At 72.7% G+C, this 22,865-nt stretch carries 19 protein-coding genes; 12 read left to right on the top strand and 7 right to left on the bottom strand.

Going from position 1 to position 22,865, the window contains the following annotated elements; all coding sequences use genetic code 11:
• Positions 1 to 147: 147 nt before the first annotated feature.
• The 4 genes from AB0A74_RS09195 to AB0A74_RS09180 all read right to left on the bottom strand — a co-directional run bounded on the left by AB0A74_RS09195 (position 148) and on the right by AB0A74_RS09180 (position 5,020).
• Complete coding sequence (locus AB0A74_RS09195) at positions 148 to 813, bottom strand: DUF5336 domain-containing protein (protein ID WP_358248309.1); 666 nt, start codon at positions 811 to 813, stop codon at positions 148 to 150.
• A 175-nt stretch (positions 814 to 988) separates the two neighbouring features.
• On the bottom strand, positions 989 to 1,879 hold the full coding sequence (sucD, locus tag AB0A74_RS09190; protein WP_343935435.1) for a succinate--CoA ligase subunit alpha: 891 nt from the start codon (positions 1,877 to 1,879) through the stop codon (positions 989 to 991).
• Positions 1,880 to 1,881: 2 nt separating this feature from the next.
• Positions 1,882 to 3,051, bottom strand: a complete 1,170-nt coding sequence (gene sucC, locus AB0A74_RS09185; protein ID WP_343935434.1) for an ADP-forming succinate--CoA ligase subunit beta — start codon at positions 3,049 to 3,051, stop codon at positions 1,882 to 1,884.
• A 361-nt stretch (positions 3,052 to 3,412) separates the two neighbouring features.
• A complete protein-coding gene (locus tag AB0A74_RS09180; protein ID WP_358248308.1) occupies positions 3,413 to 5,020 on the bottom strand; it encodes a hypothetical protein in 1,608 nt (535 codons plus the stop codon).
• 98 nt (positions 5,021 to 5,118) lie between these two features.
• Between AB0A74_RS09180 and AB0A74_RS09175 the strand changes: the two genes are divergently transcribed.
• Both AB0A74_RS09175 and AB0A74_RS09170 read left to right on the top strand, forming a co-directional pair.
• Positions 5,119 to 6,096 (top strand): alpha/beta fold hydrolase, encoded by a 978-nt coding sequence (locus tag AB0A74_RS09175; protein WP_358248307.1) that lies wholly within the window; start codon positions 5,119 to 5,121, stop codon positions 6,094 to 6,096.
• A 254-nt stretch (positions 6,097 to 6,350) separates the two neighbouring features.
• On the top strand, positions 6,351 to 7,106 hold the full coding sequence (locus tag AB0A74_RS09170) for a M23 family metallopeptidase (RefSeq protein WP_358248306.1): 756 nt from the start codon (positions 6,351 to 6,353) through the stop codon (positions 7,104 to 7,106).
• Between the two features lie 689 nt (positions 7,107 to 7,795).
• Here the strand turns inward: AB0A74_RS09170 and pcrA are convergent.
• Positions 7,796 to 10,114, bottom strand: coding sequence for a DNA helicase PcrA (gene pcrA / locus AB0A74_RS09165; RefSeq protein WP_358248305.1), 2,319 nt, complete (start codon positions 10,112 to 10,114; stop codon positions 7,796 to 7,798).
• 215 nt (positions 10,115 to 10,329) lie between these two features.
• Here pcrA and AB0A74_RS09160 point away from each other — a divergent pair, with 215 nt between their 5' ends.
• On the top strand, positions 10,330 to 10,602 hold the full coding sequence (locus AB0A74_RS09160) for a chorismate mutase (protein WP_343935429.1): 273 nt from the start codon (positions 10,330 to 10,332) through the stop codon (positions 10,600 to 10,602).
• Here the strand turns inward: AB0A74_RS09160 and AB0A74_RS09155 are convergent.
• Positions 10,571 to 11,644: a histone deacetylase gene (locus tag AB0A74_RS09155; protein ID WP_358248304.1), complete on the bottom strand. Its 1,074-nt coding sequence runs from the start codon at positions 11,642 to 11,644 to the stop codon at positions 10,571 to 10,573. The two genes, AB0A74_RS09160 and AB0A74_RS09155, sit on opposite strands and share 32 nt — an antisense overlap.
• A gap of 64 nt (positions 11,645 to 11,708) precedes the next feature.
• On the opposite strand from AB0A74_RS09155, the gene AB0A74_RS09150 reads away from it, so the two are divergent.
• The 6 genes from AB0A74_RS09150 (at position 11,709) to AB0A74_RS09125 (ending at position 18,923) form a co-directional block, all read left to right on the top strand.
• The gene (locus AB0A74_RS09150; RefSeq protein WP_358248303.1) at positions 11,709 to 12,026 is read left to right on the top strand and encodes a hypothetical protein; all 318 of its coding nucleotides are present in this window, start codon (positions 11,709 to 11,711) and stop codon (positions 12,024 to 12,026) included.
• 186 nt (positions 12,027 to 12,212) lie between these two features.
• On the top strand, positions 12,213 to 13,397 hold the full coding sequence (locus AB0A74_RS09145; RefSeq protein WP_358248302.1) for a hypothetical protein: 1,185 nt from the start codon (positions 12,213 to 12,215) through the stop codon (positions 13,395 to 13,397).
• Positions 13,398 to 13,570: 173 nt separating this feature from the next.
• Positions 13,571 to 14,383 (top strand): hypothetical protein, encoded by an 813-nt coding sequence (locus AB0A74_RS09140; RefSeq protein WP_358248301.1) that lies wholly within the window; start codon positions 13,571 to 13,573, stop codon positions 14,381 to 14,383.
• A gap of 158 nt (positions 14,384 to 14,541) precedes the next feature.
• The gene (locus AB0A74_RS09135; RefSeq protein ID WP_358248300.1) at positions 14,542 to 15,336 is read left to right on the top strand and encodes a hypothetical protein; all 795 of its coding nucleotides are present in this window, start codon (positions 14,542 to 14,544) and stop codon (positions 15,334 to 15,336) included.
• 523 nt (positions 15,337 to 15,859) lie between these two features.
• Positions 15,860 to 17,185, top strand: coding sequence for a serine/threonine-protein kinase (locus tag AB0A74_RS09130; protein ID WP_358248299.1), 1,326 nt, complete (start codon positions 15,860 to 15,862; stop codon positions 17,183 to 17,185).
• Between the two features lie 115 nt (positions 17,186 to 17,300).
• Complete coding sequence (locus AB0A74_RS09125) at positions 17,301 to 18,923, top strand: serine/threonine-protein kinase (protein ID WP_358248298.1); 1,623 nt, start codon at positions 17,301 to 17,303, stop codon at positions 18,921 to 18,923.
• 184 nt (positions 18,924 to 19,107) lie between these two features.
• Here AB0A74_RS09125 and AB0A74_RS09120 read toward each other — a convergent pair whose 3' ends face one another.
• A complete protein-coding gene (locus AB0A74_RS09120) occupies positions 19,108 to 20,001 on the bottom strand; it encodes a LysR family transcriptional regulator (RefSeq protein ID WP_358248297.1) in 894 nt (297 codons plus the stop codon).
• Between the two features lie 82 nt (positions 20,002 to 20,083).
• Here AB0A74_RS09120 and AB0A74_RS09115 point away from each other — a divergent pair, with 82 nt between their 5' ends.
• The 3 genes from AB0A74_RS09115 to AB0A74_RS09105 all read left to right on the top strand — a co-directional run bounded on the left by AB0A74_RS09115 (position 20,084) and on the right by AB0A74_RS09105 (position 22,862).
• Positions 20,084 to 21,001: a DMT family transporter gene (locus AB0A74_RS09115; RefSeq protein WP_358248296.1), complete on the top strand. Its 918-nt coding sequence runs from the start codon at positions 20,084 to 20,086 to the stop codon at positions 20,999 to 21,001.
• A 183-nt stretch (positions 21,002 to 21,184) separates the two neighbouring features.
• Positions 21,185 to 21,595 (top strand): SsgA family sporulation/cell division regulator, encoded by a 411-nt coding sequence (locus AB0A74_RS09110; RefSeq protein WP_121225067.1) that lies wholly within the window; start codon positions 21,185 to 21,187, stop codon positions 21,593 to 21,595.
• Between the two features lie 22 nt (positions 21,596 to 21,617).
• The gene (locus tag AB0A74_RS09105; protein WP_358248295.1) at positions 21,618 to 22,862 is read left to right on the top strand and encodes a serine/threonine-protein kinase; all 1,245 of its coding nucleotides are present in this window, start codon (positions 21,618 to 21,620) and stop codon (positions 22,860 to 22,862) included.
• The last annotated feature ends 3 nt before the right edge of the window (positions 22,863 to 22,865 follow it).

Raw genomic sequence — 22,865 nt, 5'->3', positions numbered from 1 at the left:
CGACCACCGACGCCCGCGTGTGGTGGTCGCGCTCCAGCCGCTGACCCGGTCGGGGGGGGGGGGCGGGGGGCCCCCCCCCCCCCCGCCCCCGGGGGGGGGGGGGGGGGCCCCCGGCCCCCCCCCCCCCACCCCTCCCGGAGAAGACGATCAGGCCTGCGGCTGCTGGCCGAACCCGCCCGGCGGCGTGCCCGGCTGCTGCTGGCCCGGCTGGTTGAACTGGCCCGGCTGCGGCATGTACGAGGTGGGCTGCGGCGCGCCCGGCTGCTGCTGCTGGGGCTGCACCGGCGACCCGAACTGGCCCGACGGCGGGTTGAACTGCCCCGGCTGCGGCTGGTGCGGCGGCTGCTGCCCCGGCTGCGGGAAGCCACCGGACTGCGGGTTCCAGCCACCGGGCTGGCCGTAGGGGCTGGCGGGCTTGGGCTCCAGCTTCAGCACACCCGCGTCGAGCAACAGGCTCGCCACGACCGCGGCCGTCTCCAGGAGGGCGACCAGGAGCAGCACGATCTGCATGCCCTTGGTGTCGGCCTCGCTCTTGATCATGCCCTGGAGGAAGAGCAGCGTCGGCACGGCGGTGAGCACCGCGGCGGCGGGGAGCAGGCGCGGCATCTTCGGCAGCACCGACAGGCCCGACAGGACACCGGCCGCGAGCAGGAGGTCGATGCTGGAGGTGGACACGTCGTCGGCGAACGCGAGCAGGTAGGCGATCAGGCCGAGGCCCGCGCCGACCAGCGGGAGGATGAAGTTCAGGTTCACGCCCACCGGTTGCTGCGCCGGACCCGGCTGCTGTTGAGGGGCGCCGTACGGCACGGACATGGTGAGGTCTCCTCCTCCACCGACGGACCAAAGGCAACGACAGAACGCTAGCCGATGCACACTCTCCGACGACGACCGGATGTCCTCGGTTCCCCCGAACGCGTGGCTTGACGCACGCCACAACGCCGTGAAGGCCACCTCCCGCGGGAGATGGCCTTCACGAACGGGTGAGCGATCAGCCGATCGACTGCATGATCTCCCGCATGAGGGCGGCGGTCTCGGACGGCGTCTTGCCGACCTTCACGCCCGCGGCCTCCAGGGCCTCCTTCTTCGCCTGCGCGGTGCCGGCGGAGCCGGACACGATCGCGCCCGCGTGGCCCATCGTCTTGCCCTCGGGGGCGGTGAAGCCCGCCACGTAGCCGACGACCGGCTTGGTGACGTTCTCCTTGATGTAGGCCGCCGCCCGCTCCTCGGCGTCGCCGCCGATCTCGCCGATCATCACGATCGCCGCGGTCTCCGGGTCGGCCTCGAAGGCCGCCAGCGCGTCGATGTGGGTGGTGCCGATGATCGGGTCGCCGCCGATGCCGATGGCGGTGGAGAAGCCGAAGTCCCGCAGCTCGTACATCATCTGGTAGGTCAGGGTGCCCGACTTGGACACCAGACCGATCTTGCCCGCGCCGGAGATGTTGGCCGGGATGATGCCCGCGTTGGACTGCCCGGGGCTGATCAGGCCGGGGCAGTTCGGGCCGATGATCCGGGTCTTGTTGCCGGTCGCGACGGCGTGCGCCCAGAACGCGGCGGTGTCGTGCACCGGGATGCCCTCGGTGATGACGACGGCCAGGCCGATGCCCGCGTCGATCGCCTCGATCACGGCGGCCTTGGCGAACGCCGGCGGCACGAAGATCACGGTCACGTCGGCGCCGGTGGCCTCCATGGCCTCGGCCACGGAGCCGAACACCGGGAGCACGTTGCCGTCGAAGTCGACCTTCTCGCCGGCCTTGCGCGGGTTCACGCCGCCGACGATGTTCGTGCCGGAGGCCAGCATCCGCTTGGTGTGCTTGGTGCCCTCGGCGCCGGTCATGCCCTGGACGATGACCTTGCTGTCCTTGGTGATGAAGATAGCCATCGTCAGACCCCCGCAGCCGCGAGTTCGGCGGCCTTGTCGGCCGCGTTGTCCATGGTGTCCACAACGGTCACCAGCGGGTGGTTGGCCTCGGCGAGGATGCGCCGGCCCTCCTCCACGTTGTTGCCGTCCAGGCGGACCACCAGCGGCTTGGTGGCCTCGTCGCCCAGGATGCCCAGCGCCGCGACGATGCCGTTGGCCACCGCGTCGCAGGCGGTGATGCCGCCGAAGACGTTCACGAAGACGCTGCGCACGTCCGGGTCGTGCAGGATGATGTCCAGCCCGTTGGCCATCACCTCGGCGGACGCGCCACCGCCGATGTCCAGGAAGTTCGCGGGCTTGACGCCCTTGTGCTTCTCACCGGCGTAGGCGACGACGTCCAGCGTGGACATGACCAGACCGGCGCCGTTGCCGATGATGCCGACCTGGCCGTCGAGCTTGACGTAGTTCAGGCCCTTGGCCTTGGCCTTGGCCTCCAGCGGGTCCTCGGCCTGCTTGTCGACCAGCGCCTCGTGCTGCGGGTGCCGGAACGACGCGTTCTCGTCCAGGGTGACCTTGCCGTCGAGCGCGACGATCTTGCCCTCGGGGTCGCGGACCAGCGGGTTGACCTCGACCAGCGTCGCGTCCTCGGCGACGAAGGTCTCCCACAGCTTCACGATCACGTCGGCGACCTGGTCGGCCACCTCGGCGGGGAACTTCGCGGCGGCGACGATCTCGTCGGCCTTGGCGCGGTCCACGCCCTTGATCGCGTCCACCGGCACCTTGGCCAGCGCCTCGGGCTTGGTGGCGGCCACCTCTTCGATGTCCATGCCGCCCTCGACGGAGGCCATCGCGAGGAAGGTCCGGTTCGCCCGGTCGAGCAGGAAGGAGAAGTAGTACTCCTCGGCGATGTCGGACGCGGGGGTCACCAGCACGCGGTGAACGACGTGACCCTTGATGTCCAGGCCCAGGATCGCCTCGGCCTTGGTGGCGGTCTCGTCCGGGGTCTCGGCGAGCTTCACGCCACCCGCCTTGCCCCGGCCACCCGTCTTGACCTGGGCCTTGACGACGACGGTCTGGCCGAAGCGCTCGGCGATGGCCTTGGCCTCGGCGGGGGTGCTCGCCACGTCGCCCGGCAGCACCGGGACATCGTGGGCGGCGAAGAGGTCCTTCGCCTGGTACTCGTACAGGTCCACTCGGGTCTCCTGCGACGTCGGTGTCGGACACCGCGTCCGTGGTGCGGTCCTCGTGGTCCGGCGCTCCAGGCTGGGGCCTGGTGCCCACACGTACCAGGCATCACCTGGAACGCCGGCATAGCCGTGGGGGGACCGGCTCGACGCGGCTGCGAGGAACACTATCGACCTGCGCGGACCACCTCGCACCCCACACCCGTGAGGTCCGTCTCAAAGGTGGTGAGGTCGATCACTGTGTTGGATGGCGCGACTCCGTCGCGCGGCTCGGCCGCCCGGAAGTCGGCTCGTCACGTCGCCTTCCCCGCCGATCGGAAGAGCTGATCGGCGGGGAAGGCGACGCGACAAGCCGACGGCGGCCTCGCGGTCAGCGGGCTGTCCGGACCGCCGCCGCGATCACCAGGGCCACCGTCGCGGCCACCGCCAGCCACAGGCCCGGCCCCGGCGAGGTGTCCGCCGCCCGGGACGCCGTCAGCGGGTACTCCAGCGCCCGGGTCAGGGTCACGCCGGCCGCGCCCAGCAGCAGCGCCGCGCCCTTGACCGGGCGCGAGGCCAGGGCCAGCCCGATCGCGGCCAGCACGCCCGCCAGGGCGATGAGCAGGCCCCACGAGCCGACGCGCAGGCCCAGGGCCGTGATCGGGGTGAGGTCCGGGGCGCGGACGACCGGCATGGCGAACGCACCGACGGCGACCAGGCCCGCGATCAGCGCCACGGCGATCAGGGGCAGGGACGGGGAGGTCGTGGTGACGTCCTCCTCGTCGCGCTCGGCCGCGCCGGCGACCACGGCCGTGATCACGGCGGCGATGGCGAGCACCACGCCGACCGTGGTGGACCAGACGCCCGGTCCGGGCAGGACGGTGGCGACCTGAGTGGCGGCGAAGACCGCGTCCAGGGAGAGGCCGGCCGCCAGCGGGATGGCGGCGGTCGCCGCGATGAACGCCGGGCGGGCCTTCGGGGCGAGGGCGAGCAGGGTGAACGCGGCGGCCGGCCACAGCAGGCGGGCCGCGTAGTCGGTGGGCGCGCTCAGGCCCGCCGGCACGCTCAGGTGCGGCGTGAGCGCCCCGACCAGCAGGAACGCCCCGGCCGCCAGGCCGAGGACGGCCACCACCAGGTTCAGCCGGCGCAGTCCGGGCAGCGCGCCCTCGCGCTCCTTGAGGACGTGCTCGGGCAGCAGGGCGGCGAAGACCAGGCCGGCCGCGCCGATCATGACCGTCACCGCGCCCACGCCCAGGAAGATCTCGTCCACGACGGCCACGGCGGCCAACCCCGGCGCGACCAGGGCGGGCAGCGTGAGCGCGACGCCGAGCAGGCCGCCAGTCCGCACGTCGTCGTCGGCGGAGCTGGCCGCCAGCAGGGTCGCCACCGGCACGGCCACGAGCAGCAGCAGGCCGCCGACCAGGGCCGGCCCGGGGCCGTCCAGGACGCTCCCGGCCCGCAGGAACGGGTCGAGCGAGGCGAACGGCGGCGACAGCAGACCGGCCACCGCGACCACGGCGGCGGCGGTGGCCAGGCCGAACCGGCCACCCCGGCCGCCCTCGGTCTCCAGCCGGCTCACCGCGACCACGGCCGCGGCGGCGGTGAGCACGTGCCCGGCGAGCAGCACCCACAGGCCCGCGGCGGGCTCGGGCGCGGCCAGCGTCGTGACCCGCAGCAATTCCGGCCGCGAGACGCCGACCGGGTCCAGCGCGATCGCCAGGTCCACCAGGAACCGGCACACCGCGAACGCGCCCAGCGGCACCAGCACCGCGGCACCGGTCGTGGCGCGCCCGCGCGCGTAGTAGTAGGTGGCCACCGCGACGGGCAGCAGGGCGAGCAGGGCCAGCAGCGGCCACGCGGTGAAGGCGGGCGGCGCGGTGTCGTCCACGACGTGGAGCACGGGCCCGACCGCGCCGCACACGGCGCCCGCGACCGCGAGCCCGAGCGCCGCGCGGAGGCCGGTGGACGCGGGGGCGACCGGTTCGGCGGTGCGGATCATCGGCTCGAAACTAGCAGGGCGGGCCACTCCGACCGGAATGGCGAGAAGCTGCTTCGGGTACTCCCGAACTTGTGGAAATCTCACCTACCGTCAGCCCTATGGGTGAAGTTCAGCGGTGGGCCAGGTCCCTGGTCGACCGGGTGGGCACCGGGCTGAACGGCGCGGTGGAGACCGGCGCCGCCACCGGCCGGGACCTGCTCGGCGGCGCCCTGGGCGTGGCCCGCGCGGCTCTTTCCCCAGGTGGGGCGTGGGGTGCCGTGGTCGAGGCGGCCTGGCTCGCGTCCCGCGCCGCGATGTACCCGTGGGGTGTCGTCGAGGAGCAACTGCGCCCCGAAGGGCATCTGAGGCACTACCGAACCGATCAGTTGTCGCCCCGGACCCGCGGGCTCGTTGTTTCGGCCATGGACGCGGCGGGCACCCCGATCGTGCTGGTGCACGGGATCGGGGACAACCGCTCCGCCTTCGCGGTGCTGTCGGGGGCACTGCGGAGGCGGGGCTTCGGGGTAGTACACGCGGTGAACTACAGCGTGCTGACGGCGTTGACGGGGGATGTCCGCCGGTCGGCCGCGCTGTTGGGCGAGCACGTCGAGCGGATCTGCGAGCAGACGGGGTCGGAGCGGGTCCACGTCGTCGGACACTCGCTGGGCGGGTTGATCGCCCGGTACTACGTGCAGCGCCTGCACGGCGACGCGCGGGTCCGGACGCTGGTCACGCTCGGCACCCCGCACGGCGGGACGCTGTCCGCCTACCTCTTCCCCACCGCCCTGACCAGGCAACTCCGCCCGGGTTCGGACCTGTTGTCCGAATTGGCCGAACCCTGCCGGCCGTGCCGGACGCGGTTCGTCGTGGTGTGGAGCGAGATGGACCAGGTCGTGATCCCGCAGCGGAACGGCCGCCTGGAGCACCCGTCGTTGCTCGTCGAGGAGCACCGGATACGTGATTCAGGTCACCTTTCGCTGCCCGTTGACAGGCGCGCTTTGCACGCGGTCGTGACCGCAATCACTCGATCGGATGACGGCGTGTCGCACGACATCGTGCCTGTAAGTGAGGGGTTTGGCGGCGGCGGGGTGACCTAGCGTCACAGCGCACACTTCCGGCGTTGACGTTAACCGCTAAACGGTAGACATCGTGGACGGGGATTGCCTTCGCGCCTTCCGCCCCGTTACTGTCCCCCGGTCCGTTGTCACGGTCTGGTCACAGAAGGACACCGAGCCGGTACCCCGACCGGCTCACCGGGATCCCCCGCCCGGCGTCCCGACCGGACTCCCCGAAGACGGAAGGCCTGGTTTTGTCTCGTCACCGCTCCCCCGGCGGCCATAGCAGTTCCGCAGTGCTCGAAGAGGCGACCGAACGCCTCGCCGTGCGCGCGGTGGCATCACACCGGCTCCCGCCGCCCCCGTCGGCGCTGCGTGGTCGGATCGTGGTCGCCGCTGTCGCGGTCGGCGCGTTCGCCGCCGCGGGCGCAGGTCAGACGCTGCACGCCCTGGGTTCGTCGGACACGCCGTCCGACGAGGTCACCCCGCTCGCCAGCGCCGCCGACGGCGCCGCCGCGTTCGGTGTCGGTGGCCAGGGCCACGCCGGTTCCCCGCACATCCTCCCGGTCGCGAAGACGACCGACCCCGCCGCCGAGGCGCAGAAGCTCGCGAAGAGCGCGCAGATCGCGGCCGACCGCGAAGCCGCCGAGGCCGAGGCCCGGCGCCCCAAGTACGCCCGTCCCGCCAGCGGTGACTTCACGTCCGGCTACGGCGGTCGCTGGGGCGGCATGCACTACGGCATCGACATCGCGGGCCCGATCGGCACCCCGATCCTGGCCGCCGCCGACGGCGTCGTCATCGAGGCGGGCGCCGCCAGCGGCTTCGGCCTGTGGGTGAAGGTCGAGCACGAGGACGGCACGGTCACGGTGTACGGCCACGTGGACTCCTACTCGGTCCGCAAGGGCCAGCGCGTCCAGGCCGGCGAGCAGATCGCCCGCATGGGCAACCGCGGCTTCTCCACCGGCCCGCACCTGCACTTCGAGGTCTGGAACCCGGACGGCATGAAGATCAACCCGCTGTCCTGGTTGAACTCCAAGGGCATCAGCGTCTGAGCGAAGGCTTGGCGGAAGACCCCGGGCGGCGACACGGTCGTACCCGGGGTCTTTCGCGTGTGCGCCGACGGAGACGATGACGGCTGGGCCACGCGGCGGGGCGATCGCGCAGGTGGCGGGCGGCAGGTAGCGGGCGGCAGGTGCGCGGGCAGTGCGGGCAGCGCCCCCCGGGGCAGAGCGGGCAGCGCCCCTGGGGCAGCGCCGGCAGCGCCCCTGGGGCAGGGCGGGCAGCGCCCAGGGCAGCGCGGTCAGCGCGGGCAGTGCGGGCAGTGCCGGGGCTCGGGCGTATCCCGCCAGGTCGCAGCGGCCGTATCCGGCCCGGGTTCGCGTCCGGGCAAGTGAAAGGCCGGGTCGCTGTGCGACCCGGCCATCCCCCTGGACCGCCCCCGCGGTTATCCCCTCGGTCACGACTCCCGCCCCCGACGCGGTCGCCGCCTCCCCGTCGTCAAGCGGCTCCCTCTGCCCGGTTCACCCCGAATGCCCCGAGCCATCCCGCTTGTGACAACCCTTAAGACGCCCGACCTGTTCCCGGGTTGCCCACGAATTCCAACCAAATCCGACCGAGTGACGCACGCGACTTGCATGTGCCTGCATGCACACCCGTCACGCACAAAAGACCACCCGGAGGGGTGATCCTGTGCACTCGATGGTGTGAAGCGCTCTCGACGGTGCTCAGCCGCCGAAGCGGGCTACAGCTTCACGAGCGGGACGCCGCCGATGAGCATCAGCCGGACCTTGCCGGCCGTGCCGAAGTCGATCGTCGCCGTCGCGCGCGGGCCCGAGCCGTCGACCGCGATGACGCTGCCGAGCCCGTACTTGTCGTGGCTCACCCGGTCGCCCACGTCCAGCTTGAGCGCCGGCGTGTCCTTCCACGCCGTGTTCGTCGGGGCCGGCCGCGCCGGGCCGTCCGACCGCCTGCTGCCCCACGTCGTCGCCGTGGACGGGGCCGAGCGCTTCGGCTCCACCCGCTTCCACTCCACGAGGTCCGCCGGGATCTCGTCCAGGAACCGCGACGCCGGGTTCGCCGACGGCTGCCCCCACGCCGAGCGCACCAGCGCCCGCGACAGGTACAGCCGCTGCTGCGCCCGCGTGATCCCGACGTACGCCAGCCGCCGCTCCTCCGCCAGCTCGACCGGGTCGGCCAGCGCCCGCATGTGCGGGAACACGCCGTCCTCCCAGCCGGTGCAGAACACGACCGGGTACTCCAGGCCCTTGGCCGTGTGCAGGGTCATCAGCGTGACCACGCCGTCGGACTCCGCGTCCGGCACCGAGTCCGCGTCCGCCACCAGCGACACCCGCTCCAGGAACGCGGCCAACGACCCCTCGGCGGGCAGCCCCTCGTCCTCGGCGGGCACCTGGGTGGCCGACCCCAGCTCGGTGAACTCCCGCGCCACGGTGACCAGCTCGTTCAGGTTCTCCACGCGGGTGTGGTCCTGCGGGTCGTCGCTGGCCTCCAGCTCCGCCCGGTAGGCGGTCCGGTCCAGTACGGCCTCCAGGACGTCGGCCACGTCGTCGCCGCGGTCGACCATCACGGCCAGCTCGTCCAGCAGCTCCACGAACCCGGCGATCGCGTTGCGGGACCTCGGGTTCAGCATCGGCACCCGGCCCTCGACGGCCGCCCGCAGCGCCTGCACGAAGCTGATCCGCTCCTGCTCCGCGTACAGGGCCACGCACGCCTCGGCCCGCTCGCCGATGCCGCGCTTGGGCACGTTCAGGATCCGCCGCAACGACACCGTGTCGTCCGGGTTGGCCAGCGTCCGCAGGTACGCCAACGCGTCCCGCACCTCGCGCCGCTCGTAGAACCGGACGCCGCCGACCACCCGGTAGGGCAGGCCCAGCCGGATGAAGATCTCCTCGAACACGCGCGACTGGTTGTTGGTCCGGTAGAACACGGCGATCTCGCCGTTGTTCGCCTCGCCGGAGTCCACCAGCCGGTCGATCTCGCGGGCCACGAACGCGGCCTCGTCGTGCTCGTTGTCGGCGACGTAGCCGACGATCTTCTCGCCCTCGCCCAGGTCGCTCCACAGCCGCTTGTCGCGGCGGTTCGGGTTGCGCGAGATGACCGCGTTGGCGGCGGTCAGGATGTTCTGCGTGGACCGGTAGTTCTGCTCCAGCAGGATCGTCGTGGCCTGCGGGTAGTCCCGCTCGAACTCCACGATGTTGCGGATCGTCGCGCCCCGGAAGGCGTAGATCGACTGGTCGGCGTCGCCCACCACGCACAGCTCGCCGGGCTCGATGCCGTCCTCACCCGTGCCGACCAGCTCGCGGACCAGCGTGTACTGGGCGTGGTTGGTGTCCTGGTACTCGTCGACCAGCACGTGCCGGAAGCGGCGGCGGTAGTGCTCGGCCACGTCCGGGTGGTTCTGCAGCAGCTCGACCGTGCGCATGATCAGGTCGTCGAAGTCCAGCGAGTTCGACGTGGACAGCCGCCGCTGGTAGCTCTCGTAGACCTCGGCGACCCGGCGCTCCAGGTCGTTGGCCGCCTGCTCCTTGGCCTCGGCGACGCCGACCAGCTCGTTCTTCAGGTTCGAGATGTGGACGGCCAGCGTGCGGGCCGGGTAGCGCTTGGGGTCCAGGTCGAGGTCGCGGGCCACCAGGGTGATCAGGCGGCGCGTGTCGTCGGCGTCGTAGATCGAGAAGTTGGACGACAGGCCGAGCGTCTTCGCGTCCCGGCGCATGACCCGCACGCACATGGAGTGGAAGGTGGACACCCACATCGACCGGGCGCGGGCGCCGACCAGGTCGGCGACGCGCTCCTTCATCTCCGCGGCTGCTTTGTTGGTGAACGTGATGGCCATGACCTGGCCGGGGTGCACGTTGCGCTCGGCCAGCAGGTAGGCGATCCGGCGGGTGAGCACGCGGGTCTTGCCCGACCCCGCGCCCGCGACGACCAGCAGCGGCGACCCGGCGTGCTCGACCGCCCGGCGCTGCGCCGGGTTGAGGTCGTCCAGCAGGCGGGAGGGCCGGGATGCGGGGGGACTTGAGGGCAAGTCGAACAAGGCGCTCATCGTGGCTTCACGTTACCGGGTACCCCCGACAGGGCGGCTCCTGTGGCATGATGTGGGCGTGCGCATGGCCCACTTCGAGTTTTTTTACGGGATCCGGACTCCGGCTCCCGTGGACCGCTAGCGCGCGCAAAGCCACCACGAAGCCCCGGAGTCCTCGGACCCCGGGGCTTCGCTGCTTCCCAGGGTCAGGACCCCACCAGCGAGAGGTCACCCCGATGAACAGCACGGACACCGCTCCCACCGAGACCCACGACATCAACGCCCTGCGCGAGGAGATCGACCACCTCGACGCGGAGCTGTTGCGCCTGGTCAAGCGCCGCGTCGAGGTCTCCCGGACGATCGGCGCGGCCCGCATGGCGGCGGGCGGCACCCGGATCGTGCACAACCGCGAGATCGACGTCCTCAACCGCTACAAGGAACTGGGTCCCGAGGGCCGCGACCTCGCGATGATCCTGCTCAAGCTGGGCCGGGGCCCGCTGGGCCGCTAGTCCCGACCGCGCGGGCCAGGTCGGTGTCGATCAACTGGGTGTCGTCGGGCAGGTAGGCGAGGGGGTCGTCGACCAGCGGGCCGACCCCCACCAGCCCTTCGACCAGGGCGTGCAGGCACAGGGCGGCGTACCCGCGGAGGTAGCCGCCCTCCTGGGTGAGCACGGTGGGCAGCCCCAGCCCCGCGGCCCGGCGGCCGATGTCGCGGTAACCCGAAGCCGTGAGGTTGTGCCGGCCGTTGGGGTCGAACGCCGAACCGTCGAAGCCCGAGGCGCAGACCAGGAAGTCCGCGCCGAAGGCTTCGACCGCCGGCAGGGCCACCTCGTCCAGCGCGCGGCGGTAGGCCGTGTCGCCCGCGCCGAGGGACAGCTCCACGTTGAGGTTCGTCGGCCCGCTCTCCTCCGGCCCGCCGGTCTGCACGTGGTTCGCGCCCCACGGGCCGTGGCGCATGTGGACGGACACGGTGAGGACGTCGTCGGTGTCCTTGAAGATGTCCTGGGTGCCGTTGCCGTGGTGGACGTCCCAGTCGAGGACCGCCACCCGGTGGCCGGCGCGGCGGGCGGTCTCGGCCACCAGGGCGGCGTTGTTGACCATGCAGTAGCCGTCGGGCAACGCCCGTTGCGCGTGGTGGCCGGGCGGGCGGACCAGGGCGTAGGCGAGGCGGGTGCGGCCGGCGGCCACCGACTCGTACGCGGCCAGCGCGGTGCCGGCGGCGGCGCGGATGGCGTCCCAGGAGCCGGGGCCGACGACGGTGTTGGTCTCCAGGAGCACCCGTTCGGGGCCGCTGCACGCCTTATATATGGACGAGAGGTACTCCGGCGTGTGGACGCGGGTCAGTTCCTCTTCGGTGGCGAACCGGCCTTCGTGCCACGTGAGGTGCGACGCGACCGGGCCGTGGGTGAGGGCGTGCCGGAAGGTGCGCAGCCGGGCGGCGTTCTCCGGGTGCGGCTCGGGGGTGTCGAGCCAGGTCCAGTCGCCGGGCAGCTCCCACAGGCCGGTGCCGGTGTCGTGCTCCAGGCAGGCGTCGTGCCAGTACAACTCCACACCAGGGGGATATCAGGGCGATCACCGATGTTCCAACCGGAAAAACCGAGGGCACACTGGGTGCATGGGCGTCATCGGTCTCATCACGGGTCTCATCGCAATCCTCGGTGTGCTGGCGACGCTGGCCCACGACGGCTACCTGGCCATGCTGGGGTCGGCCGCCAAGTCGAAGCGGGCGGCGGGCGCGCCGATCGCGCAGTACGTCCGGAGCAGGTGGACGGTGGCCGGCGTGACCACGGTCATCGCCCTGGTCGGGCTGCTGATCACGTCGGGCGGGGGCGTGTCCGGTGACGTCATCGGCGCGTTGATGGCCGGTGGTGCGGGTCTGGCTGCCACGAACGCGTTGCAGAGCAGTCGCAAACGGTTGAACAGCGGTAGCTGAAACTCACTCGGAAGAGTGTCACTCGGTGTCACAAGGCTGATCTGTCGGGCCACCCGCGGACCCTGCACCTACGCTGCTGCGTGGGCGCAGGGTCTCGTTCGTCCCACCCCCGATCCCCTGCCCCTGAACAGGTGAACAGCGGCTTTGAGGGCGTCAGGACCGGGGTTGGGGAGGGTCTGCACAGGCATGGACATCGGGGAACCGGAACGATCGGGTCGACATCGGCTGGAGGACGGCGCGGCACCGTGGTTGCCGCTGGGCGGCGAACTCGACCACGCCCCCGCACCACGGTCGGACCGCCCACCGGGCACGACCCCCACGCCACACGCCCGCCCCACCGAACGCCCACCGGGCACCACCGCCACCGGCCACCTCCCGCCGACCACGACCGCCGCCGACCGAGCCCGGCCCGGAACCGCAGCCCCGCCGCCGAGCACCACCGCCGGCCAGGTCCGGCCCGGAACCGCCGCCGCGCCCAGCGTGACCGCGGCACCGCCCCCACCCGGCGCTACCGCCGGCGGGCGTCCGCCGGGCAGCGCCGCAGCGTCCGCGCCGACCGCCGCCCCGGCGAGCGTGTCCACCGCCGCGGCGCCGGCCCCCACCCCCCAGGCGGCGATCCCGGCTCAGCGCGACCCCCACCCCGACCGCGAGTCGATCGGCCTGGGCAGCTTCAACATCGGGCTCGTGCCCGCCTCCGTCACCCCGCCCCGCACGTGGAAGCGGGCCGCGTGGTTCGCCGTGCTGTCATCGGCCGGGGTCCTCGCCGGGCTGGTCTACGCCGCCATCAAGCTCGTCGGGGCCGGCACGCCGACCGACCGCCTGGGGATGCCCGGCTACCCCACGTCCGCGCCGATCGTGACCGGGTTCGGCACCAGCACGCCGTCCCCCACGCCGACCGCCCGCCCCCAACCCGGCGCGCGGCCCGAGGCGCCGGCGGCCCCCGAACGGACCCCCGAGGTGCCCGCCACGGCCGTCGGCGGCACGTCGGCGGCTCCCGCGTCGTCCGCGCCGTCCGCGTCGCCCACCGTCACGACGGTGCCGAGCTCCGGCGCGCCGGTGGTGGACGCGGTCGCCGTCGCGGCGCGCACCGAGAGCTTCTACGAGCAGGCCGTGGCCAACGCCGCGACCGCGCTGGAGATGGTCGCCGACACCTTCGAAGCCGACGCGAAAGCGCTGCTCAAGGGCCACTTCAAGGACGTCTCGGCGATCGAGGTGACCGAGATCAGCGTGGACCCGGCCCGGGGCGTCACCATCAGCACGCTGCACGTGAAGAACAGGGACGGCTCGACCACCACCGAGAAGCGGCAGCTCGGGTTCACCACGAGCGGTGATCCGTTGATCAACGCCGAGCGGCTGTTCGGCGGGGTTTAGCGGTCGTTCGCGAACGTACAGCGTTTCGTGCCCACGCCACCGGGCGCTCGGTGGAACGGCCCGCCGGGACCGTTGACCGCCACGAACGGGTGAACCCTCGTGTTGCGTCTGGATTCCGATGTTGTGTGCGCGGTACGTGTTCTGCCTGACGACACAGGGTTAGGGAGTCGCCAGTGCAGCGCCCTACGACGAGCGGTCGCAGGCACAACCGCACGGGCTCGGTCTCGGTGGCCGAGCTGATCAGGAAGCAGCGGACCCCGTTGCGCATCCCCTCTCCGGAACAGGCCGCCACGCAGGGCCTGGTCACGGAACTGCTGGGCGAACCGGTCCACCGGTCCGCGCCGCCGCCGTCCCGGCGGGGCGCGCGGATCGCCGGGCTGGTCACCGGCGCGCTCGTGCTGATCACGTCCGTGGCGGCGGTGGCGGTCCTGGCCGGGCACCGCGCGCCCGGTCCGGAGCGCCCGCGGGCCGCCGCGCCCCGGGAGATCAGCGGGCACTCCGCGCTGCGGCCGGACGTGCTGTCCGCCGAGCTGGGCGGGTCCGCCGAGCCGGGCGGGTCGGCGTGGACCGGGGACGTCGCCGAGCCGGGCCGTCCCGCCGAGGTCAAGCCCGCGCCGCTGGCGGCCGACGAGCCGGTCGCGCCGTCCGTGGCGCCGCCGCCAAGCGTGGCGACCGGCCCCGACCCGCACGTGGACGTGGTGCGGCGGTTCTACGAGCTGCTGCCCGCCAAGCCCGCGGAGGCCGCCCGGCTGCTCTCGCCCGAGCTGGTCGGCGGCAGCGCCGGGGAGTTCGTGGCGGCGTGGGACCGCATCCAGTCGATCACGATCGAGTCGACCTCGGCGCGGCCGGACGGGTCGGTGCTCGCGGTGGTCTCGATGCAGGAGCGGACCGGTCGGTGGATGCGCGTCGAGCAGGTGTTCTGGCTCACAGAGACGAGCCAGCCGAGGATCACCGGAACCCGCGTCCTTTCGGCCCAGCGCAGTTGACGGTGGGTATTGATCTTGAACGGCGACTTGACGGGGAGTGACGTCGCGGGGTTGTTGTCGAGGAAAGTTCGCCCGAAGGGGTTACGAACTCGGTCACGATTCGGTATCCATGTTCCCGGCCGGTAGCGCAACGCACTCTCCGGGAAAGGTGACCTTCGGTGTCGAACGACGACAAACGCCGTCGACGGGACGGGACGACGGCCCAGCTGTCCGTCGCCGATCTGATCGCCCGGCGCGAAGCCGAAACCCAGCCGATCCCGCGGATCACCGACGAGCAGACCGTCCGGTTCAAGGCGACGGCCAACCTGTCCGGACGTGAGCTGCACGTCACCGAGCTGCTCAAGCGCGAGGGCCGGGCGGGCGAGGAGGAGCGCGGCGGCGGGTTCTCCGTGCCGAAGCTGGTGGCGATGGCCAGCGGCGGCGTGGTGCTGGCCGGCACGGTCGCGTTCACCGCGAGCAACCTCCTGTCGTCGCCGGACGAGCGCCCGCTGGCGGAGGTCCGCTACGACACCCGGCCGGCCGCGCGGGCCACCAACACGGTCGGCAAGGACCTGGCCCCGGCCGCCGCCGCGCAGCAGCAGGCGCCGCAGGCGGCGGAGTCCACGACGGACACGACGACCCCGGCCCAGACCGCCACCCAGAAGCCGCGCGCGACCCAGCAGCCGGCCCCGACGACCACCACGACGACGGAACAGGCCCCGGCCCCGGAACAACCGCCGGCGACCACGACCCCCGCGCCGACCACCACGACGACGCCCCCGAGCAGCGACACCGCGCCGCCGCCCACCAGCAGCTCGTCCAGCAGCTCGACGACCCCGTCGTCCCCGTCCACGCCGGACTCGTCCACCCCGCCGCCGTCCTCGACCGAGCCGTCGAAGCCGGGCCTGGGCCTGGACCTCGGCGGCATCCTGGCCCCGATCGGCGGCTTCGACTTCTTCGCCCCGGCCGAGTAACCCACGACCGCGCCACGCACGCCGACCCGACCACCGGTCGCGGGACGCGGGACGCGGGACGCGGGACGCCCGAAATGTCGTACCCCCGTGCGATGATCGAACCGGGGGCCGGAGGCAGCGCCCAGGCAGCGACAGCCGCCACGACGAGCGAACCGCGAAGCTCCCGCGACCGACCGCGCCGCCCCGACCCCGCGGCACCACCGCGACAGCCCCGACCGCCGTGTCCCGCCGCCGGCACCCCGACCCGGCGTGGTTGGATGTGGCAAGGGGCCCGCTCGGTCCGGCCCGTGTTGGGCCGTTCGGAGTCAAAAGACGCGATCTTCACCCGAACAGGTGGCCTCCCGGACTGGATTCGGGTATCCCTTCCCGGTCCGGACAAAGCTCGCGTGACCTGCGCAACGGTCCGAAAGCCGTCGTCACGGCCGGGGTAGGCTGTCCGCGCACCGATCCGCACGACGAGGAGCACGAGCGTGAGACCTGCTGCCCCCGCCGCGGTCCCGCAACGCCCTTGCGAGGTGGTCCGGTGAGCACCGCCGAAGGCCGGCTGATCGCCGAGCGCTACCGCTTCCTGGACAAGATCGGCAGCGGCGCCATGGGCGTCGTCTGGCGCGCCCAGGACGAGCGCCTCGGCCGGATCGTCGCGGTCAAGCAACTGCTCCTCGCCCCGGGGCTGGACGCCACCGAGCAGGACGAGGCCATCCAGCGCGCCATGCGCGAGGGTCGCATCGCCGCGAAGCTGCACCACCCCAACGCGATCGCCGTCTACGACGTGGTCGAGGAGAACGGCGCTCCGTGCCTGGTCATGGAGTACCTGCAGTCCTACAGCCTCGCCGACACGATGGCCGAGCACGGCCCCCTCGACCCCGAGGAGGTCGCCCGCATCGGCGCGCAGGCCGCGGCGGCGCTGGCGGCGGCGCACGCGGCGGGCATCGTGCACCGGGACGTCAAGCCCGGCAACGTGCTGCTGTCCGACAACGGCCTGGTCAAGATCACCGACTTCGGCATCTCCCGCGCCAGCGACGACGTCACGGTCACCAAGACCGGCCTGATCGCGGGCACCCCCGCCTACCTGGCCCCCGAGATCGCGCGCGGCCAGGACCCCACGCCCGCCTCGGACGTGTTCTCCCTGGGCTCGACGCTGTACGCGGCGGCCGAGGGCGAGCCGCCGTTCGGGCTGAGCGAGAACACGCTGGGCGTGCTGCACGCGGTCGCCGCCGGCCGGATCAACCCGCCGACGCTGGACCACCCGCTCACCGACGTCCTGCTCGCCCTGCTCAACTACGACCCCGAGCAGCGGCCGACCATGGCGCAGGCCCGCGACCTGCTCAACGCGGTCGCCCAGGGCCGGGAGCCGAGCCTGTCCGGGCTGAACGCGGTGCCGCTCGCGGTGCCCGCCGGCGCGACGTCGGTGCTCGACCCCGAGCGCACCCGCGTGGTCCGCCCGAACCCGCGCACCACCGGCCCCACGGCCCCGGTCGCGCCCCCGCCGACGAACAACACCCGCCCGCTGGTCATCACGGCCGCGGTGCTGGGCCTGCTGCTGCTGATCGGCTTCATCCTGGTCGCGCTGAACGTGTTCGACCGCAAGGAGCCGACCGTCCCGCCGGTGAGCGGGACGAGCAGCTCCAGCACGCCCGCCCCGACGACGTCGTCCGCCGCTGTGACCACCACCACAGTGCCGCCGCGCACGACGGTCGAGGAGCCGACGACGACCCAGCCGACGACGACGGAGCAGCCGACCACGACCACCACGACGACCACCACCAAGCCGTCGTCGCAGGCACCGACCACCACCACGACGACGACCACTACCACGACGACCACGACGACCGCGGCCCAAGGTCAATAGCAGACCTCGTAAGGTGGTGCTGAACCCGATCGGGTGATGCAACGTCCTTTGTCCGAGTGGCGATGGCACCGGTGTTCGCCACTGATCTGTAGGCCCGAGCAGCTTTGGAGCACCCGTGACCGACGATGGCCGCCTGGTTGCCGGCCGCTACCGACTGGGCCGGCGGATCGGCAGCGGCGCGATGGGCATCGTCTGGCAGGCCCACGACGAGCGCCTGCACCGCACCGTCGCGGTGAAGCAGCTGCTGCTCCAGCCGGGTCTCGCCGAGTCGGACACGGACGAGGCCAAGCGCCGCGCCATGCGGGAGGGCCGGATCGCGGCCCGCCTCCAGCACCCGCACGCGATCGCCGTGTACGACGTGGCCGAGGACGACGGCCAGCCGTGGCTGGTCATGGAGTACCTGGCGTCGCGCAGCCTCTCGACCGTGCTGGCCGACCGCGGCACGCTGCCGCCGCGCGAGGTGGCCGCGATCGGCTCGCAGGTCGCCAGCGCGCTGGCCGCCGCGCACAACGCGGGCATCGTGCACCGGGACATCAAGCCGGGCAACGTGCTGCTCGGCGACGACGGCACGGTCAAGATCACCGACTTCGGCATCTCCCGCGCGACCGGCGACGTCACGGTCACCGCCACCGGCATGCTCGCGGGCACGCCCGCCTACCTGGCTCCCGAGGTCGCGAAGGGCTACGACCCGGGTCCGCCGTCGGACGTCTTCTCGCTCGGCTCGACGCTGTACGCGGCGGTCGAGGGCATGCCGCCGTTCGGCCTGAACGAGAACACCATCGCGCTGCTGCACAAGGTCGCGTCGGGCAAGGTCACGCCGCCCAAGCAGGCCGGTCCGCTGACCGCGCTGCTGATGCGCCTGCTGCGCGCCGAGCCGGAGGACCGGCCGACGATGGCCGAGGCGAAGGAGGCGCTGGCCGCCGTCGCCGCGGGTCGCGCCGCGCCGGAGTTCCCGGTGGCCGTGCCGCAGACGCACCCGCCGTCGTGGCAGGGCGCGCCGGTCCAGGTCCCGGCCCCGGCGACGCGCGCGATGACGCCCGTGCCGCCGCAGAACCCCGCGCCGCCGCACAACCCGGTCCCGCAGGCGACCCGGGTCGGGTCCCCGGTGCAGGCCCCGCACACGCCGCCGCGCCCGGTGCACGCCGTGCCGCAGTCCGCGCGCCCGGCCGCCGCGCCGGCGCGCCCCCGCCCGGCGGGTCGCGGCCCGATCAAGAGCAAGCGGTCCACCGTGGTCACGGCGCTGGCGATCGTCGGCGCGGCCGTGGTGGGCATCCTGCTGGCCAGCATGCTCTCCGGCGGTGGCGGCACCGAGGGCCAGGCCGGGCAGACGACGTCGGCCACGCCGGTCGCGGGCGGCGGTGAACCGTCGACGTCCTCGTCGAAGAAGCCGGTCGCCCCGCCGACCAAGTACACGGTGGACCCGACGAAGCCCCAGATGGAGCAGACCATCCGGGACTACTACGCGCTGCTGCCCGCGCACATCGACGAGGGCTTCAGCCGCCTCGCCCCCGAGATGCAAGGCAGCTCGGGCGGCGCGAACGGCTACAAGAGCTACTGGGGCTCCGTGAAGAAGGTCGAGCTGACCAACATCAAGGAGAACTCCGACTACGCCTACGAGGTCGATCTGACGATCACCAAGAAGGACAACTCGGTGACCCAGGAGCGGAAGCTGATCGTCCTGCAGTTCAAGGACGGCGGCCTGTTCCTGTTCCGCGAGCAGAACCTGGGCGCCGCCTAGGCCGTGCCTTGTTGTCCGGCGGCCAGGTAGGGCTGGGGCCGGTCGGAGCGGGTGACCGGGCCGCGCCACCGGTTGGGTCGGTTGGTTCAGCGTTGGACGGTGTCGCCCCCGCCGGCCGCCCTCGTCGCAGGCGGGTAGCAGCGGCTCGATCCGCGACCATGCCCGACCGGCCGTCGGACACGCCCTAGGCGACGGCCGCCTTCAGCGCGTCCACCAGGGTGCGCACGGCGGGCGAGCCGAGGGCGTCCTCGCGGACCGCGGCGTGGATCATGCGCACCGGTTCCGGTCGGCGCAGCTTGCGGACCACCACGCCGGGGTGCACGACGCCCAGCCCGAGCTTCGGGACGATCGTCACGCCGAGTCCGGCGGCCACGAAGCCCTGCGCGGTCGGGTAGTCGTCGGACTCCAGCACGAAGTTCGGCGCGAACCCGGCCCCCGCGCACGCGTTGAGCACGATGTCCCGGCACGGCCCCGGCGGGTTGACCGCGTCCACCCACGGCTCGTCGGCCAGGTCCGCGAGGTCCAGCACGCGCTTGCGGGACAGCTCGTGGCCGCGCGGCAGCACCGCCAGGTACGGGTCGTCCAGGAGGTGCACGAACGCCACCCCGCGCGGCGCGTCCACGTCCCGGGGGAACACGGTCAGCGCCACGTCCGCGCGCCCGGCCGCGATCTCCGTCATCGGGTCCACGGGCTCGGTGAGCTTGAGGTCGAGCTGCACGTCGGCGTGCTTCTCCTTGAACGCCGCCACGGCGGGCGGCACGAGCGCCGCGCCGGCGGTGGCGAAGTAGCGGACGCGCAGCCGGCCGGTCCGGCCCGCCCGCAGGTCGGCGAGGGCGGCCTCGGCCTCCACCAGGCGGTCGGTGATGTGGGCCGCGTGCTCGGTGAGCATCCGGCCCGCCGGGGTGGGGCGCACGCCCCGGCCGACGCGGTCGAGCAGCGGCAGGCCGGCCTGCTTCTCCAGGGCCGCGACCTGCTGGCTGATCGCCGAGGGGGTGTACCCGAGGTTGACCGCGGCGGCCGTGATGGAGCCCGTGGTGACCACGGCGCGGAGCACCTGCATGCGTCGCACGTCCAACATGGACCGAGCTTATAGCTGTGCTTAAAGGTCGTGCACTTCTATTCACTTGTCCTGGAAGCTTCGCAAGGCGCACGATGTCCCGGTGAACAAGCCCGGCACGCTGGTCAGGATGGGTGTCCTCGCCCTTTTCTGGGGTTCCAGCTTCCTCTGGATCAAGATCGCGCTCACCGGGTTGTCCCCGGTCCAGATCGCCCTCGTGCGCACCGTGCTGGGTGCCGCCGTCGTGGCCGGGTTGCTGTTCGCGCGCGGGCAGCGGCTGCCGCGCGGGCGGGCGGTGTGGGGGCACCTCGCCATCGCCGCCGTGTTCGGCAACGTCATCCCGTTCGTGCTGTTCGCGGTGGGCGAGGAGACCGTGGACTCCGGGGTCGCGGGCGTGCTCAACGCCACCACCCCGCTGTGGGCGCTGGCCATCGGCCTGGCGTTCGGCTTCGAGAAGCAGCGCGGCGCGGCCCGCCTCGCCGGGCTCGTGCTGGGCTTCGCGGGCACCCTGCTCATCTTCGCGCCGTGGCAGAAGGCCGGTCTGGCGAGCTGGGGCGCGCTGGCGTGCCTCGCCGCGGCGGCCTCCTACGCGGTCGCGTACACCTACGTCGGCCGCACGGTCTCCGGGACCGGTCTGACGTCCATGCAGATCTCCGCCACGCAGCTCGTGCTGGCCAGTGGGCTGACCGTGTTCGTGCTGCCGGTCGGCGGCCTGCAGGAGCCGCACCTGTCGTGGCAGCCGCTGGTCGCGGTCGCGATCCTGGGCGTCTTCGGCACCGGCCTCGCGTTCATCATCAACTACCGGATCGTGGAGGACGAGGGCCCCACCAACGCCACGACGGTCGGCTACCTGCTGCCCGTGGTGTCGGTCCTGCTCGGCGCCGCGTTCCTCGGCGAGGACCTCAACCTCCGGGTCGTGCTGGGCATGGTCGTGGTGCTCGTCGGCGTCGGGTTGACCCGCAAGCAGCCCGCGACGGCGATCGTCCCGGTCCCGCAGGAGCCCGCGACTACGCTCAAGTGACCTGCGATAACGCAGTGTTACTCGCCGGTACGGCCAGTTGAGACGGGCGATGTGGGCAAACGGGTGGACCTGAGACGCAGGTCTCCCCCGATCGCGTGGTGTTCAGGCGAACCACGTCCCGATTCACCTTCCCGGACGTCTCCTCTCCTGAGAGGGTCGAACCGAGAAGGGAATCCCAGAGACATGAGCGCCGAGAGCATCACCACCACGACGACGTTCCACCTGCTGGTCCCCGGCGTCGCGCCGGCCCCGGTGGAAGCCGAGCTGCACTACGAACCGGAAGACCCGTACGCGGTCGCCGTCCTGTTCCACACCGGGCAGGGCAAGGTCGAGTGGATCTTCGCCCGGGACCTGCTGGCCGACGGTCTGCTGACCGCGTCCGGCGAGGGCGACATCCTGGTCCGCCCGGCCGCCGACGACCCGGAGCGGGTCCTGCTGGAGCTGAACGCGCCGACCGGCTTCGCGATCCTGTCCGCCCAGGCCGAGGACATCGCCGAGTTCCTGGACCTCACCTACGACGTGGTCCAGCCCGGCGAGGAGGACCTGTGGATCGACTTCGACCGCGAGTTGGCCAAGCTCGTCTCCACGAACTGACCCCGGCCGCTACCCTCCACGCGTGCACGAGGCGGGGACGACGGTCGGCGGGCGGTACGCGCTGGTCGAGCGGGTCGGCAGCGGTGCCATGGGCATCGTCTGGCGGGCGCGCGACGCGCTGCTGGACCGCGAGGTGGCCGTCAAGCAGCTCCGCCGGCCCGACGAGGGCGCGCTGCGCGAGGCGCGCAACGCCGCCCGGCTGCACCACCCGAACGCCGTCGCGGTGTTCGACGTGGTGGTGGAGGACGACCGGCCCTGGCTGGTGATGGAGTACGTGCCCGCGCGCAGCCTGGCCGGGCTGCTGGCCGAACGCGGCACCCTGGACCACGCGGAGGCGGCCCGCATCGGCGGCCTCGTGGCGTCGGCCCTGGCCGCGGCCCACGCGGCGGGCATCATCCACCGCGACGTGAAGCCGTCCAACGTCCTGATCGGCCACGACGGCGCGGTGAAGCTGACCGACTTCGGCATCTCCCGCTCGGTGGACGACGGCACCCTCACCGACACCGGCATGCTCACCGGCACCCCCGCGTACCTGGCGCCCGAGGTCGCGCGCGGCGACCAGCCGGGCACGGCCGCCGACGTGTTCTCCCTGGGCGCGACCCTCTACACGGCGACCGAGGGCACCCCGCCCTACGGCGTGACCGACAACAGCCTCGCCCTGCTCTACAAGGCGGCGCGGGCCGACATCACCCCGCCGTCGCCGGGCCCGCTGTCCGGCGTCCTGAACCGCCTGCTGGCCGTGGACCCGGCGGAACGCCCGTCGGCCGCCGACGCCGTGGACCTGCTTGCCGACCCGCCGGTGGACCGCCCGCGGCCGACTTGGCTCGCGCCGGCGATCGCCACCGTCATCCTGGTGGTCGCGGCGGGCGCGATCGCCGCCGCGTCGCTGACCGCGGACCGGTCGGCGCCCACCCCGCCCCCCGGCCAGACCGACGCGCGGGTCGTCGCGCCGCCGGCCTTCGACGACTCGGCCGTGGGCGACTTCGTCCGCGCCCACTACGCGCTGGTGGCCGACGACCCGTCGGCGGCCTGGGAGAACCTGTCCCCGGACTTCCGCCCGGACTTCGGCGAGTACGCGGAGTTCTGGGGCAAGTACGACACCGTGCACGTGGGCGACGTCGTGGTGTCCCGGGAGGACGACCACTTCACGGCGGACGTGGAGCTGACGTTCGTCCAGCTCGGCACCCCCACCGTGGAGACCTACCGGCTGCTGGTGCAGCCGGTGGCCGGTGACCTCCGGATCCTGGCGTCCGAACGCGTCGCCTGACCG

Source organism: Saccharothrix sp. NPDC042600, from assembly GCF_040647305.1.
Classification (GTDB): domain Bacteria; phylum Actinomycetota; class Actinomycetes; order Mycobacteriales; family Pseudonocardiaceae; genus Actinosynnema; species Actinosynnema mutabilis.
This window is presented reverse-complemented; position numbering and strand designations above follow the sequence as displayed.